A 14,149-nucleotide genomic window follows, 5' to 3' on the forward strand; every position below is an offset into this window, starting at 1 on the left:
GCGCGGCATGCTCCGCCCCATGATCGTCCGCACCAAGTGGCGCATGGCCGCCGCACAGCTCACGCTCTGGCTCGTCGCCGGCGGAGCCGTCGCTTATTTCGGCCAACAGGCCTATGTCGGCGCCCATGGGCTGGTCGCGAGTCGGACCATGGAAGTCGAGATCGAGAGCCTGTCGGCGAAGCTCGCCGAGCTCAAGGAGGCCCGCGACGGCCTAGAGCATCGCATCGACCTGCTGAGCACCGATCGGCTCGACCCCGATCTGCTCGACGAGCAGGCCCGCGAAGATCTCGGCTGGGTCAGCCCGAGCGACCGCGTCGTGCAGGCCCGCTCGGCGGGAATGGCCGCTCCGCGCTGAGCGCTACGTCATCGCCCTTGCGACTTTCGTCGGATATCTGGCACATCTGTGAGAGAGGCTTCGCGGCTCTCCTCTCGCTTTCGACGCTCCCCCGCGCTAGCCTTTCATAAAAGAAGACGCGAAACGCACAGGGACAGTCATGGCAGCCACAGCCGCGAAGGCCGCGCCGACGAAGCGCGCGCGCACGACCTCGCCCGACGCCGCGCCGAAACCGAAATCCGCGAACGGATCGGGGAAGGCGAGGGCCGCCCCGTGGGCGAACGGGGCGCTGAAGTTCACCAAGGAGCAGGAGCTCCACGCCCATCGCGAAATGCTGCTGATCCGCCGCTTCGAAGAAAAGGCCGGCCAGCTCTACGGCATGGGCCTCATCGGCGGCTTCTGCCATCTCTACATCGGGCAGGAAGCGGTCGTGATCGGCATGCAGATGGCGCTCGAGCAGGGCGACCAGGTCATCACCGGCTATCGCGACCACGGCCACATGCTCGCCTGCGAGATGGATCCCAAGGGCGTGATGGCCGAACTCACGGGGCGCCGCGGCGGCTACTCCAAGGGCAAGGGCGGCTCCATGCACATGTTCAGCGTGGAGAAGCAGTTCTACGGCGGCCACGGCATCGTCGGAGCGCAGGTGTCGCTCGGCACCGGCCTCGCCTTCGCTAATAAGTACAGAAAGAACGGCAAGGTAACGCTGGCCTATTTCGGCGACGGAGCCTCCAACCAAGGGCAAGTCTACGAAAGCTTCAACATGGCGAAGCTTTGGAAGCTTCCCGTGGTCTACGTCATTGAAAACAACAAATACGGCATGGGCACGTCCGTCGAGCGCGCCTCGTCGAACACCAACCTGTCGAGCCGCGGGCTCAGCTTCGAGATTCCGGGCGAGCAGGTCGACGGCATGGACGTGCGCGCGGTCAAGGCCGCCGGCGACCGCGCCGTGAAGCACGCGCGCGACGGCAAGGGGCCGTACATCCTGGAGATGGTGACCTACCGTTACCGCGGCCATTCAATGTCCGATCCGGCGAAATACCGCTCGAAGGACGAGGTCCAGAAGATGCGCGAGACCCACGATCCGATCGAGCAGGTCCGCAAGCGGCTGGTCGAGGCCAAGTTCGCGACCGAGGACGAACTCAAGGCCGTGGACAAGGAGGTGCGCGACATCGTCAACGCCGCCGCCGAATTCGCGACCAACGATCCGGAGCCCGATCCGTCCGAGCTCTGGACCGACATTCTGCGCTGACGCCGGCGAACGCCTGAGCGTATTGCCCGCGCTTCCGCTGGGCCAATCTAAGAAGCCTCAACAGAGGGACGTCCCCCATGCCGATCGAAGTCCTCATGCCGGCGCTGTCGCCGACCATGGAGGCGGGCAAGCTCGCCAAATGGCTGAAAAAAGAGGGGGATTCGGTCAAGTCCGGCGACGTGATCGCGGAGATCGAGACCGACAAGGCCACGATGGAGGTCGAGGCGGTCGACGAGGGGACGATCGGCAAGATCCTGATCGAGGACGGCGCCGAGGACGTCAAGGTCAACACGCCGATCGCGCTGATCCTGGCCGAAGGCGAGGACCAAAGCGCGCTGGAGAAGGGCGCGCCGCCGCCGGCGAAGGGCGAAGGGGCGCAACCTAAGCCCGAGGCGGGGTCTCCGGCCGAGGAGCCGAAAGGCGCCGGCGAGGCGGCCGCGAAATCCGCCGACGAAGGTTCGAAGTCGGACGACAGCGGCGGCAAGCAGTCCGTCAGCGAGGCCAAGGCCACCCAGTCCGCCGCCGCCAACCCGCCCAAGCCCGAGGTCCTGCCCGAGCCCGACGTGCCGGAAGGCACGGAGATGGTCATGACGACCGTGCGGGAGGCCCTGCGCGACGCGATGGTCGAGGAGATGCGCGCCGACGACCGCGTGTTCCTGATGGGCGAGGAGGTCGCGGAGTATCAAGGCGCCTACAAGATCAGCCAGGGCATGCTGGACGAGTTCGGCAAGGAGCGCGTCATCGACACGCCGATCACCGAGCATGGCTTCGCAGGCGTAGGCGTGGGAGCGGCGCTCGCCGGCCTGAAGCCCATCGTCGAGTTCATGACCTTCAATTTCGCCATGCAGGCGATCGACCAGATCATCAACTCCGCGGCGAAGACGCTGTACATGTCCGGCGGCCAGATGGGCTGTTCGATCGTGTTCCGCGGGCCGAACGGCGCCGCGGCCCGCGTCGCCGCCCAGCACAGCCAGGACTACGCGTCCTGGTATTCGAACGTGCCGGGTCTGACGGTCATCGCGCCCTACACCGCAGCCGACGCCAAGGGGCTGCTCAAGGCCGCGATTCGCGACGAGAACACGGTGATCTTCCTCGAGAACGAGATCCTCTACGGCCAGTCGTTCCCTGTGCCGAAGCTCGACGACTATGTCGTGCCGATCGGCAAGGCCAAGGTCGCTAGGCCGGGCAAGGACGTGACGATCGTCGCCTGGTCGATCGGCATGACCTACGCGCTCAAGGCCGCCGAGGAGCTCGCCAAGGACGGGATCGAGGCCGAGGTCGTCGACCTCCGGACCATCCGGCCCATGGACACGGAGACCATCGTTGAGTCCGTCAAGAAGACCGGCCGGCTGGTCACCGTCGAGGAGGGCTGGGCGCAGTCCGGCGTCGGCGCGGAAATATCCGCGCGCGTCATGGAGAAAGCCTTCGACTGGCTGGACGCGCCGGTGACGCGCGTGTCGGGCAAGGACGTGCCGATGCCTTATGCGGCGAATCTCGAGAAGCTGGCGCTGCCGAGCGTCGCCGAGGTGGTCGAGGCGGCGAAGGCCGTCTGCTACCGCTGATGGTGAATGACCATGGCGATTGATGTGAAGCTTGTCTTTAGGGAGCTGTCTTCCGACGAGATGCTGGCGGTGGGCGAAGTCTTAGATCGTCTCAGTTCTCAATTATCGGAGTTCAGTGGGTCTGAGGACTTTGAGGTCGCATTTAAATTAGCTCGTCGCTTTATAATAGAGACGGGGATTAATATTTCAACAGAACCACTAGATAACGAGCCTTGGTCCGTCGATTTTACACATCTCCGAACCCAATATGCTGATTTGATTTCAAAGCATAACCTTGCTGCACTTGAACGTGAGGCCGCTGACGAAATTCGGTCGTGGAAAGAAAGTAGAGATGGTCTAGAGTTCGGCATAGCTAGGTTTAGCGAGGACGAGAGAGCTAAAATTATTGTCCATATAGAGCGACTTAGAATTGTAATATCGGATTCTGACTTAGGGGAAAAGAAGAAGGCCCGAATGTTGGGCCTTGTTGCCTCCCTTTATGAAGAATCTCTTCAAGCCAAAACTCGCACGGAAAGATATTTTGCGTTCATGGGTGATATGGCATTCGCCGTAGGGGATATGGCTGAGAAAGCGAAGCCTGCTGTGGAACAGGTAAAAGAAATACTCAAGATCGTAATGCGAAGTCAGGCACGCGAAGAGGGTGTCGTTCTTCCGCCCTCGGATAATCTGCCGCAAATCCCTTCTTCTTGAATGATATCGTTGGAACACTTACGATGGCTGAGACGAGCAAATTGACCATTCAGGAGCTCGCGGTTCCGCTGTTCGCGTACGAGTCCGCCGAGGCGACGGAGGTGCTGCGCGCCTGGATCGTCGACGACGGTCTGCGCGTCTCGCTGCAGCGCGGCTTCGACGACCCGGCGGCCTCGGGCGCGCTCCTGACCGACGTCGAGCGCCACGTCGCGCGGATCTTCGAGACAAAAGGGTTCGGCACGCAGGGCGGCGCGCTTACGAAGAACAAGGCCATGCTTGACGCCGAATCGGATGGCGGGACGGACATGGGATCAACGAGCGCGATCCAGTAGGATTAGGATCATGAGCGCCGGCCCCGCCCTCCACCGAGCGACCTACGCCGACCTCGAAGCGGTCCCGCCGCATCTGGTCGCGGAGATCGTCGACGGCGTGCTGGAGACGCATCCGCGGCCGTCGCCGCGTCATGCGACCGCCGCCAATCTTCTCGGCTTCGAAGTCACCGGACCGTTTCAGCGCGGACGCGGGGGTCCGGGCGGCTGGGTCTTCATGGTCGAACCGGAAGTGCATCTGGGAGCGGACGTCGTCGTTCCGGACATCGCGGGATGGCGTTCCGATCGGCTGCCGACGGCGCCCCAGACGGCCTATGTCGAGACCGCGCCCGACTGGGTGTGCGAAATCGTATCTCCGTCCACCGAACGGCTGGATCGAGGCCCAAAACGCCGGATTTATGCCGAGTCCCGCGTACCTCATCTCTGGCTGCTCGATCCCCGCTCGCGCGTTCTCGAAGCCTTCGCCAACGCTGGCGATCAGTGGCTTCTCCTCGCTACAATCGAGCCTGGCGAGGACGTTCGCGTCGCTCCATTCGACGCCGTCAGCTTTCCGCTCGACGGGCTCTTCCCGTTCGACGAACCGACGCCACAGAAGCCTTCCGACGAGGCCTGATCACATGCCCACGAACATCCTGATGCCCGCGCTGTCGCCGACCATGGAGAAGGGCAACCTCGCGAAGTGGCTCGTGAAGGAAGGCGACGCGGTCAAGTCCGGCGACGTCATCGCCGAGATCGAGACCGATAAGGCGACCATGGAGGTCGAAGCGGTCGACGAGGGGACCGTCGGCAAGATCGTCGTGGCGGAAGGCACGTCGGACGTGCCGGTCAACGAGCTGATCGCGGTTCTCCTCGGAGAGGGCGAGGACGCAAGCGCGCTCAAGGACGCGCCCAAGCCGCAGGCCAAGGCCGCGCCGGAGCCCGCGAAATCCGAGCCGGCGAAGCCGGAGTCGGCCAAGTCCGAGGCGCCGAAGGGCGAGACGCCCGCACCGCGCCCGAGCGAGGCCAGGCGCGACGAGGCGCCGAAGCCAGCGCCGAAGACCGCCTCCGCCGCGAACGGGCATGACAAGAGCGAGCGCGTGTTCGCCTCGCCGCTCGCCCGCCGGCTCGCCAAGGAGGCGGGCATCGACGTCTCGGCGATCGCGGGCTCCGGACCGCATGGCCGCGTGGTCAAGGCGGATGTCGAGGAGGCCAAGGCCTCCGGCGGCGCGAAGCCCTCTCCCGCGGGGAAAGGCGCCGAAGCCGCCCCCGCCGCAGCGGCCAAGGCCCCCCCGGCGGCCGGCGCGTCCGACGAGGCGATCAAGAAGCTGTTTCCCGCGGGCTCCTTCGAAGAGATTCCGCATGACGGCATGCGCAAGACCATCGCGCGCCGTCTCACGGAGGCGCGGCAGACCGTTCCGCAGTTCTACGTCACCGTGGACTGCGACATCGACGAGCTGCTGAAGCTGCGCGAGCAGATCAACGCCTCCGCGCCCCAGAAGGACGGCAAGCCGGCCTGGAAGGTCTCGGTCAACGACATGGTCATCAAGGCGCTCGGCGTCGCGCTCGCGCAGGTGCCGGACGCGAATGTCAGCTGGACGGAAGGCGCGATGCTCCGCCACAAGCACGCCGATGTCGGGGTCGCGGTGGCGCTGCCCGGCAACGGGCTGATCACGCCGATCATCCGCGCCGTCGAGACCAAGACGCTGTCGGCGATCGCCCGCGAGATGAAGGACTTCGCGGCGCGGGCCAAGGAGCGCAAGCTGAAGCCCGAGGAGTACCAGGGCGGCACGACGGCGGTCTCCAATCTCGGCATGTTCGGCGTCAAGGACTTCACCGCCGTGATCAACCCGCCGCATGCGACCATCCTCGCGGTCGGCGGCGGCGAGAAGCGGGCGGTGGTGAAAGGCGACGAGATCAAGATCGCGACGGTGATGAGCCTCACGCTCTCCTGCGACCACCGCGCCGTCGACGGCGCGCTCGGCGCCACCTTGCTCTCGACGGTCAAAACGCTGATCGAGAAGCCGATGGGGATGCTCGTCTGATGCCGCTCGTTCGCATTTCCCTGCTCAGGGGCCGCAACGAAGCGCACAAGCATGCTTTGTGCGAGGCCGCCTATGAGGCCTTGCGGGAGGCGTTCGGCATCCCGGAGGACGACAAGTTCGTCGTGATGCACGAGCATGACCGGGATGGGTTCGTCTATGCCCGGAGCTATCTCGGAATCGCCCATGACGACGGGCTCGTCATCGTGCAGATCACGGCGAACGAAGGGCGCACGGTCCAGCAGAAGAAGGCGCTCTACAAGGCGATCGCCGAACGCTTCCACGCCGCGGCGGGGGTGGAGCCGCGCAATGTCCTGATCAACCTGATCGAGGTGAAGAAGGAGAACTGGTCCTTCGGCGACGGCATGGCGCAGTATGCCTGACCCCAGTCCGGCGCCATGAGGATCTACCTCGCCGGCCCCGAGGTGTTTCTGGCCGACGCGCTCGCCGCGGGCGAGGCCAAGAAAGCGATATGCGCGCGGCACGGCGTCGAGGGCCTGTACCCCCTTGACGGCGCCGTCGCCGACGACGAGCCGAACGCCGCCGCCGCGATCTTTGCGGCGAACGTGGCGATGATCGAACGGGCCGACGCCGTGATCGCCAACCTCACGCCGTTTCGCGGGCTCAGCGCGGACGCCGGCACGGCGGTCGAGGTCGGCCTCGGCTTCGCGATGGGCAAGCCGGTGCACGGCTACACCAACGGGTCGCTTTCCTACTTCGAGCGCGCCGCCGGCGCGGCGCGCGAAACGCTCGCGACGGCGCCGGACGGCCGTCCGCTCCACGCCGACGGTCTGGCGATCGAGGATTTCGGCCTCGCCGACAATCTCATGCTGATCGAGGCGATCCGCGCCTCAGGCGGCGTCTTCCTGTCGCCGGCGGTAGGGTCGGAACGCCCGATCGAGGACCTGACGCTGTTCGGGACCTGCCTCGCTTTGGTCGCGAGCGCGCCCCGCAAGCAAACCGGCCGCCAAGCGGCCCAACGAAACGCATCAGGGATGGCGGGCTGACCCATGGCCGAACCTTACGACGTCCTCATCATCGGCGGCGGGCCCGGCGGCTACGTGGCCGCGATCCGGTCCGCACAGCTCGGGCTTCGGACGGCGGTGATCGAGCGGGAGCATCTCGGCGGCATCTGCCTCAACTGGGGCTGCATCCCGACCAAGGCGCTGCTCCGTTCGGCGGAAGTGTTCCACTACCTGCAGCACCCGCAGAACTACGGGCTGACGGCCGAGAAGGTCGGCTTCGACATGGCCGCGGTGGTGAAGCGCTCGCGGGGGGTGTCGGCGCAGCTCAATGGCGGCGTCGGCTTCCTCATGAAGAAGAACAAGGTCGACGTGATCTGGGGCGAGGCGACGCTGACGAAACCCGGCGAGGTCCAGGTCACCCCGCCGAAGAAGTCCGTGCTCGGGCCGCCCGCGCCGCCGCCGAAAGGCGCGCTGGGGGAGGGGACCTACCAGGCGAAGAACGTGATCGTCGCGACCGGCGCGAGGCCGCGCGTGCTGCCCGGTCTCGAGCCCGACAAGAAGCTGGTCTGGACTTATTTCGAGGCGATGGTCCCGGAGACGCTGCCGAAGAAGCTGCTGGTGGTCGGCTCCGGCGCCATCGGCATCGAGTTCGCGAGCTTCTTCCACACGATGGGAGCTGAGGTCACCGTCGTCGAAGTGCTGCCGCAGATCCTGCCCGTCGAGGACGAGGAGATCGCGGCCCACGCCCGCAAGCGCTTCGAGAAGCAGGGGATCAGGATCCTCACCGGCGCCAAGGTCACCAAGCTCGACAAGGGATCGAACGACGTCACCGCGACGATCGAGACCGGCGACGGCAAGACCGAGACGCTGAAGGTCGACCGCGTCATCTCGGCGGTCGGCGTCGTCGGCAACATCGAGAATCTGGGCCTGGAGGCGCTCGGCGTGAAGACCGAGCGCGGCTGCGTCGTCACCGACGGCCTCGGACGCACCAACGTCAAGGGCATCTACGCCATCGGCGACGTAGCGGGACCGCCGATGCTCGCCCACAAGGCCGAGCATGAGGGCGTGATCTGCGTCGAGGGCGTCAAGGGCCTGCCCGTCCATCCCATGGACAAGGCGAAGATTCCCGGCTGCACCTACTGCCAGCCCCAGATCGCTTCGGTCGGGCTGACGGAGAAGAAGGCCAAGGAGCAGGGCCGGAAGGTCAAGGTCGGCCGTTTCCCCTTCAGCGGCAACGGCAAGGCGATCGCGCTGGGCGAGCCCGAGGGGCTGGTCAAGACGATCTTCGACGCCGAGACCGGCGAGCTCATCGGCGCCCATATGGTGGGCGCGGAGGTGACCGAGCTGATCCAGGGCTTCGTCATCGCGATGAACCTCGAGACCACCGAGGAGGAGCTGATGCACGCGGTGTTCCCTCATCCCACGCTCTCCGAAATGATGCATGAGAGCGTTCTGGACGCCTATGGGCGGGTCATTCACACCTGACGGGCGCGTAAATTATTCCTGGGACGGGGAACCGCTTTCGCCGGTCGCGGGTTTCTGTGCCGACGGGACATATGAGGAGTAGGCATTATGACGGGCGTCGGCTGGTTCATGGCGATCATCATCGGCGGGATCGCCGGGTGGATCGCAGAGCAACTCATGAAGTCCGACATGGGACTGATCATGAACATCATTCTGGGCATCATCGGCGCCCTGGTGATGAACGCGATTCTCGGTCTACTCGGCGTCGTGCCTCCTGGCGGCTGGATCTGGCAGTGCATCGTCGCGGTCGCGGGCGCCTGTCTGCTGATCTTCCTCTACCGCATGATCAAGGGCCGCCCTTCGGCGGTGTAAGTCCTGCGCGGAGCGCGCGTCCGCCGTGCGGGCGCGCGTCGGCGGGTGACGCGGCGCGGCGCCTCGTCTAGAGTTTCGGGGAGAGCAGGCCTAAGGCCCGCTCTCCCTTTTTCATGCCTTGGCCGCGGCTTGCGCCGGGGCCCCTGCGGGACGATCTAGGCGTCATGGTCACGGTGCTCGATCTCACCCGGCCGCTCGAGCGGCCGCGCCACCCCGAGAAGGCGCGGCGCGCGGACAGCGAGACGCTGAAGAAGCCGGAGTGGATCCGCGTGCGCGCGCCGGGCTCGCCCGTGTATCGCGAGACGCAGGAGATCGTCCGCGACAACAAGCTCGTCACCGTGTGCGAGGAGGCCGGCTGCCCGAACATCGGGGAGTGCTGGTCGAAGAAGCACGCGACCTTCATGATCTTGGGCGACACTTGCACGCGGGCCTGCGCCTTCTGCAACGTGCGCACCGGCATGCCCGAGGCGCTCGACGCGGGCGAGCCGGCCCGGGTCGCCGACGCCGTGGCGAAGCTCGGCCTGCACCACGTCGTGATCACCTCGGTCGACCGCGACGACCTGCCGGACGGCGGCGCGAAGCACTTCGCCGAGGTCATCCGGGCCATCCGCGCGACCAGTCCCGGCACCACGATCGAGGTCCTGACGCCCGACTTCCTGCGCAAGGACGGGGCGCTCGAGCAGGTGGTCGAGGCGCGGCCGGACGTGTTCAACCACAATCTGGAATGCGTGCCGTCGCTCTATCTGACCGTCCGTCCCGGCGCCCGCTACTTCCACTCCATGCGGCTGTTGCAGCGCGTGAAGGAGCTCGACCCCACGATGTTCACGAAGTCCGGCATCATGGTCGGGCTGGGCGAGGAGCGGAACGAGGTGCTGCAGCTGATGGACGACCTCCGGTCGGCGGACGTCGATTTCCTGACCATCGGACAGTATCTCCAGCCGACCCGGAAACACCACGCGGTGCTGCGTTTCGTGACCCCCGACGAGTTCAAGTCCTACGAGACCATGGCCTTCGCCAAAGGCTTCCTCATGGTGTCGGCAAGCCCGCTGACCCGTTCCTCGCACCATGCCGGCGACGACTTCACGAAGCTGGTCGCTGCGCGCCAGGCGAAGCTCGCGGGCAGAGCGCCGTCTGCGATCGCCGCGGAGTGACGCGGTCCGAGAAGGACAAGATGCTCGCGGGCGAGCTCTACCGCGCCGAGGGGCCGGAGATCGCCGCCGATTACGCCCGCTGCATGGCCTGGCTCGTCCGTTACAACGCATCTCTCGCTCTCCCCGTCGCAGACCGCCGCGCCTTGCTCTCCGAGCAGCTTGGGAGCGTCGGCGAAGGGGCGGACATCCGACCGCCGTTTCATTGCGACTACGGCTACAACATCCGCATCGGCGCCGGCGTGTTCATGAACTTCAACTGCGTCGTTCTCGACGTCGTGAGGGTCACGATCGGCGACGGCGCGCAGATCGGGCCTGGGGTGCAGATCCTCACCGCCGATCACCCGCGCGATCCCGCGCAGCGCCGGGCGCTGCTGGAGTTCGGGCGGCCGGTTTCGATTGGCAGCAACGTCTGGATCGGCGGCAGCGCGCTCATCCTTCCGGGCGTGACGGTCGGCGACGACGCCATCGTCGGGGCCGGAAGCGTGGTGACGCGCGACGTCCCGTCCGGCGCGACGGTCGCCGGCGCCCCCGCCCGTCGTCTAGGATGACGCTTTGCGTCCCGCACGCTAGCTTGTGCATCCACACACCAAGTCGCGCGAGACGGGTCGATGCCCCTTCCCCCATGTCTTGAAGGCCGTCTCGCCCTGCCGGTGATCGGCGCGCCGATGTTCATCGTCTCGGGACCGGACCTCGTCATCGCACAGTGCAAGGCCGGGGTTGTCGGGTCGTTTCCCGCGCTGAACGCGCGGCCGGCGGCGGCGCTGGACGACTGGCTGACGCGGATCGAGACCGAACTGGCGGATTTCGCGGACGCCAATCCGGACCAGCCCGTCGCGCCCTATGCGGTCAACCAGATCGTGCACGCCTCCAACAGCCGGCTGGCGGAGGACATGGCGACCTGCGCGAAGCGCCGCGCGCCGATCGTGATCACCTCGCTTCGTCCGCCCAACGAAGTGGTCAAGGCCGCGCATGACTGGGGCGGGATCGTGCTCCATGACGTGATCTCGGTGCGGCACGCCGAGAAGGCGATCGAAGCCGGCGTCGACGGGCTGATCCTGGTCTGCGCGGGGGCGGGAGGCCATGCCGGAACGCTCAGCCCGTTCGCTCTGGTTCAGGAGGTGCGCGCAATCTATGACGGGCCGATCATCCTCTCAGGCGCGATCGCGACCGGCCGGGCGGTGTTCGCCGCTCAGGCGATGGGCGCGGATCTCGCTTATGTCGGCACGCGCTTCATCGCCACGGCGGAGGCCAATGCGGACCCGCGCTACAAGGCCATGCTGATCGACGGGGCGGCGAGCGACATCGTCTACTCCTCGCTGTTCACGGGAGTGGCTGGCAATTACCTGAAACCGTCGATCGCGGCCGCCGGCCTCGATCCGGATTCGCTGCCGGGCGCCGAGAAGTCGAAGATGGATTTCGGTGCCGCGGCGAAAGCCTGGCGCGACGTCTGGGGGGCGGGGCAGGGGCTCGGCGCCATCGCCGACGCGCCTCCCGCCGGCGAATTGATCGCCCGCCTGGCGCGCGACTACGCCGCCGCGAAGGCCGCGCTCGCGGCGTGACCGAAGCGGCCATGCGATCACAGCGCGCGGCGGTCAGACGAACCCGTCGCGCACGATAAGATAAATCGCCATCGGCGGAGTCGCGGCCGTAACAGCGAAACCCAGCAGAACGACCGCGTAGGCGAGAGCCGATCGCAGAGGCTGAGTCACGTCGTCATCGGCCGCGAAGCGGCCGATGGGCCCCCTCGCTTCATGCATGTCCATGCTCCATTCCCGGGGAAATGGTTACCGCTTTGTGACGGTCTGGCAATCCGCAGTTCTGCGGATGATGAGGCTGCTCGTGGATTGGCCATAAATTTCATGATATGAAATAACAATCGGCAGCGTGAAATTTCGTTGACGCAATTGTCCGTCGGGTTTCATACTGGAAGCGCTCAAGGAGACGCTTCTTGCTCGACGACATCGATCACGCCCAGGCGACGCCTCCTCTGACGTCGCCGCTGAAGCCGCCGACGATCCAGTCGGTGGAGCGCGCGTTGACGCTGCTCGAGCTGATCGCGGAGTCGAACCAGGACGTCGGGCTGAACGAGCTCGCGGTCCAGGCGCGGCTCAACGCCTCCACCTGCCATCACCTGCTGGCCACGCTCGTTCAGCGCGGCTATGTCGCGAAGGCGCCGGGCCGGCGGTACCGGCCGGGGTCGAGAATGCTGTCGCTCGGGCAGGCGTCGCTCAAGCACGTCGACCTCTCGCAGCGCGCCGCTCCCTATCTCGAACGCATCAACGCCGCGACGGGCGAGACCGTCCATCTCGCGGTGCTCCAGTCAGGCGAGCTGACGACCATCGCCAAGCGCGACGCGCGCCACGCCGTCCGCGTCGACGCAGGCAATCTCGGCAAGAGCGACGCCGCTCATGCGACGGCGACGGGCAAGGCGATCCTCGCCGCGCTGCCCGAGAGCGAGATGCGCCGGATCGTCGAACACCGAGGTCTGAGGGCGTTCACGAACGGCACCATCACGACGTTCGAGGCCTTGGCCGCCGAACTCGAGACGGTGCGCCGCGACGGCTTCGCGATGGACCGGGAGGAGTTCCAGCCCTTCGTGGTCTGCGTCGGCGCGCCGATCCGCGACTTCACGGGCGCCGTCGTCGGCTCGATCAGCGCCTCCACTCCGACGATGCGCGCCACCGAGGATCACCTCGCGCTGATGCGCGCAGAGGTGATCGGCGCGACCCGACAGCTTTCGGAGGAGCTCGGCTACTCGGCGGCCTGAGGCCGCACACCATTCGAGAGGCTCGGCGAACGGGCCCGCGAGGACACATTGAGGAGACGACCATGCGCGCACAGGGCGTGAAGACCGATCCGAACTATCCGATCCCGGACAGCATGAAGGCGTGGGTGCTCGGCGATCCCGATCAGCTGACGCTCGCCGACAAGCCCGTGCCGACGCCGAAGAAGGCCGAGGTGCTGGTCCGGATCGACGCCGTCGCGATCTGCGCGACCGATCTCGAAATCATCCACAAGGGTCCGCCCGCCCAGATCCAAGGCGGCTTGCCGTTCAACAAGAACTTCACCCCCGGCCACGAATATATGGGGACGGTCGTCGCGCTCGGACCGGGCGTCGACGAGTATGAGATCGGCCAACGGGTCACGGTCGAGATCCACGCCGGGTGCGGGCAGTGCAAGCGCTGCCGCGAGGGCATGTACACCGCCTGCCACAATTACGGCCTGAACTACGGCGAGCGCGACAAGGGCCACCGCGCCAACGGCTTCACGACCGACGGCGGCTTCGCGGAATACGCGATCAACAGCGTCAACACCCTGGTGCCGGTCTCCGACGCGATGTCGGACGAAGAGGCGACGCTCGTCGTCACCGCCGGCACCGCGATGTACGGCCTGACCGAGCTCGGCGGACTCGTCGCCGGCGAAAGCGTCGCGGTGCTCGGACCGGGGCCGATCGGCCTGCTCGGCGTCGCCGTCGCCAAGGCGCTCGGCGCACAGCCCGTGATCCTGACCGGCACGCGCGACAACCGCCTGCAGATGGGCCTCGAGCTCGGCGCCGATCACGTCATCAACGTCCGGACCGAAACCGACGTCGTCGGCAAAGTCCGCGAGCTGACCGGCGGCAAGGGGCTAGACTATGTGATCGAGTGCTCGGGCGCTCCCGACGCCATCAACGAAGCGGCCAGGATGCTGAACCGCGGCGGCAAGATCTGCCTCGCGGCGTTCCCCCATGAGCCGACGCCGATCGACGTCGCCTATCTCGTGCGCAACAACATCTACCTCTACGGCATCCGCGGCGAGGGCAAGAGCGCGACGCACCGCGCCGAGGCGTTCATGGCCCAGAAGCGGTTCGACGCCACCAAGATCCACACCCACACCTTCCCGCTCGAAGACCTGCCGACGGCGCTGAAATACGCGCGCGAGCGGATCGAGGACGCGATCAAGGTGGTGGTGAAAACGCGTGGCGCGGAGGCGGCCCGCATCGCGGCCGAGTGACCCCGAAGGCGGCGCCTCC

General features: G+C 66.4%; 16 protein-coding genes. All 16 read left to right on the forward strand.

The genetic code is table 11. From position 1 onward, the window contains the following. The first annotated feature begins 7 nt into the window (after nt 1-7). Nucleotides 8-355 carry an FtsB family cell division protein gene (locus ACO2RJ_RS05350; RefSeq protein WP_423266948.1) on the forward strand — a complete coding sequence of 116 codons (348 nt, stop codon included), beginning with the start codon at nt 8-10 and terminating at the stop codon, nt 353-355. 139 nt (nt 356-494) lie between these two features. Further along, nucleotides 495-1,586, forward strand: coding sequence for a pyruvate dehydrogenase (acetyl-transferring) E1 component subunit alpha (pdhA, locus tag ACO2RJ_RS05355; RefSeq protein WP_423266949.1), 1,092 nt, complete (start codon nt 495-497; stop codon nt 1,584-1,586). Nucleotides 1,587-1,663: 77 nt separating this feature from the next. Then, nucleotides 1,664-3,148: a pyruvate dehydrogenase complex E1 component subunit beta gene (locus tag ACO2RJ_RS05360; protein WP_423266950.1), complete on the forward strand. Its 1,485-nt coding sequence runs from the start codon at nt 1,664-1,666 to the stop codon at nt 3,146-3,148. Nucleotides 3,149-3,154: 6 nt separating this feature from the next. Next, nucleotides 3,155-3,838, forward strand: coding sequence for a hypothetical protein (locus ACO2RJ_RS05365; protein ID WP_423266951.1), 684 nt, complete (start codon nt 3,155-3,157; stop codon nt 3,836-3,838). A 23-nt stretch (nt 3,839-3,861) separates the two neighbouring features. Beyond that, nucleotides 3,862-4,170, forward strand: coding sequence for a DUF5076 domain-containing protein (locus ACO2RJ_RS05370; protein ID WP_423266952.1), 309 nt, complete (start codon nt 3,862-3,864; stop codon nt 4,168-4,170). 10 nt (nt 4,171-4,180) lie between these two features. After that, the gene (locus tag ACO2RJ_RS05375; protein WP_423266953.1) at nt 4,181-4,780 is read left to right on the forward strand and encodes a Uma2 family endonuclease; all 600 of its coding nucleotides are present in this window, start codon (nt 4,181-4,183) and stop codon (nt 4,778-4,780) included. Nucleotides 4,781-4,784: 4 nt separating this feature from the next. Next, a complete protein-coding gene (locus ACO2RJ_RS05380) occupies nt 4,785-6,188 on the forward strand; it encodes a pyruvate dehydrogenase complex dihydrolipoamide acetyltransferase (RefSeq protein WP_423266955.1) in 1,404 nt (467 codons plus the stop codon). Then, nucleotides 6,188-6,568 carry a tautomerase family protein gene (locus tag ACO2RJ_RS05385; RefSeq protein WP_423266956.1) on the forward strand — a complete coding sequence of 127 codons (381 nt, stop codon included), beginning with the start codon at nt 6,188-6,190 and terminating at the stop codon, nt 6,566-6,568. Before ACO2RJ_RS05380 ends, ACO2RJ_RS05385 begins: the two co-directional genes overlap by 1 nt. Before the next feature lie 15 nt (nt 6,569-6,583). Next, on the forward strand, nt 6,584-7,192 hold the full coding sequence (locus tag ACO2RJ_RS05390) for a nucleoside 2-deoxyribosyltransferase (protein WP_423266957.1): 609 nt from the start codon (nt 6,584-6,586) through the stop codon (nt 7,190-7,192). 3 nt (nt 7,193-7,195) lie between these two features. Further along, on the forward strand, nt 7,196-8,635 hold the full coding sequence (gene lpdA / locus ACO2RJ_RS05395) for a dihydrolipoyl dehydrogenase (protein ID WP_423266958.1): 1,440 nt from the start codon (nt 7,196-7,198) through the stop codon (nt 8,633-8,635). Nucleotides 8,636-8,722: 87 nt separating this feature from the next. Continuing rightward, entirely contained in the window at nt 8,723-8,986 is a 264-nt protein-coding gene (locus ACO2RJ_RS05400) for a GlsB/YeaQ/YmgE family stress response membrane protein (protein ID WP_423266959.1), read from the forward strand. A 164-nt stretch (nt 8,987-9,150) separates the two neighbouring features. Further along, nucleotides 9,151-10,137 carry a lipoyl synthase gene (gene lipA / locus ACO2RJ_RS05405; RefSeq protein WP_423266960.1) on the forward strand — a complete coding sequence of 329 codons (987 nt, stop codon included), beginning with the start codon at nt 9,151-9,153 and terminating at the stop codon, nt 10,135-10,137. Further along, nucleotides 10,134-10,685 carry a sugar O-acetyltransferase gene (locus tag ACO2RJ_RS05410; protein WP_423266961.1) on the forward strand — a complete coding sequence of 184 codons (552 nt, stop codon included), beginning with the start codon at nt 10,134-10,136 and terminating at the stop codon, nt 10,683-10,685. The genes lipA and ACO2RJ_RS05410 overlap by 4 nt, the downstream gene beginning before the upstream one ends. A gap of 60 nt (nt 10,686-10,745) precedes the next feature. Continuing rightward, nucleotides 10,746-11,696 (forward strand): NAD(P)H-dependent flavin oxidoreductase, encoded by a 951-nt coding sequence (locus tag ACO2RJ_RS05415; RefSeq protein ID WP_423266962.1) that lies wholly within the window; start codon nt 10,746-10,748, stop codon nt 11,694-11,696. Nucleotides 11,697-12,085: 389 nt separating this feature from the next. Further along, the gene (locus tag ACO2RJ_RS05420) at nt 12,086-12,904 is read left to right on the forward strand and encodes an IclR family transcriptional regulator (RefSeq protein ID WP_423266963.1); all 819 of its coding nucleotides are present in this window, start codon (nt 12,086-12,088) and stop codon (nt 12,902-12,904) included. 62 nt (nt 12,905-12,966) lie between these two features. After that, nucleotides 12,967-14,130 (forward strand): zinc-dependent alcohol dehydrogenase, encoded by a 1,164-nt coding sequence (locus ACO2RJ_RS05425; protein WP_423266964.1) that lies wholly within the window; start codon nt 12,967-12,969, stop codon nt 14,128-14,130. The last annotated feature ends 19 nt before the right edge of the window (nt 14,131-14,149 follow it).

This window comes from Hansschlegelia sp. KR7-227, assembly GCF_049446035.1.
GTDB lineage: Bacteria > Pseudomonadota > Alphaproteobacteria > Rhizobiales > Methylopilaceae > Methylopila.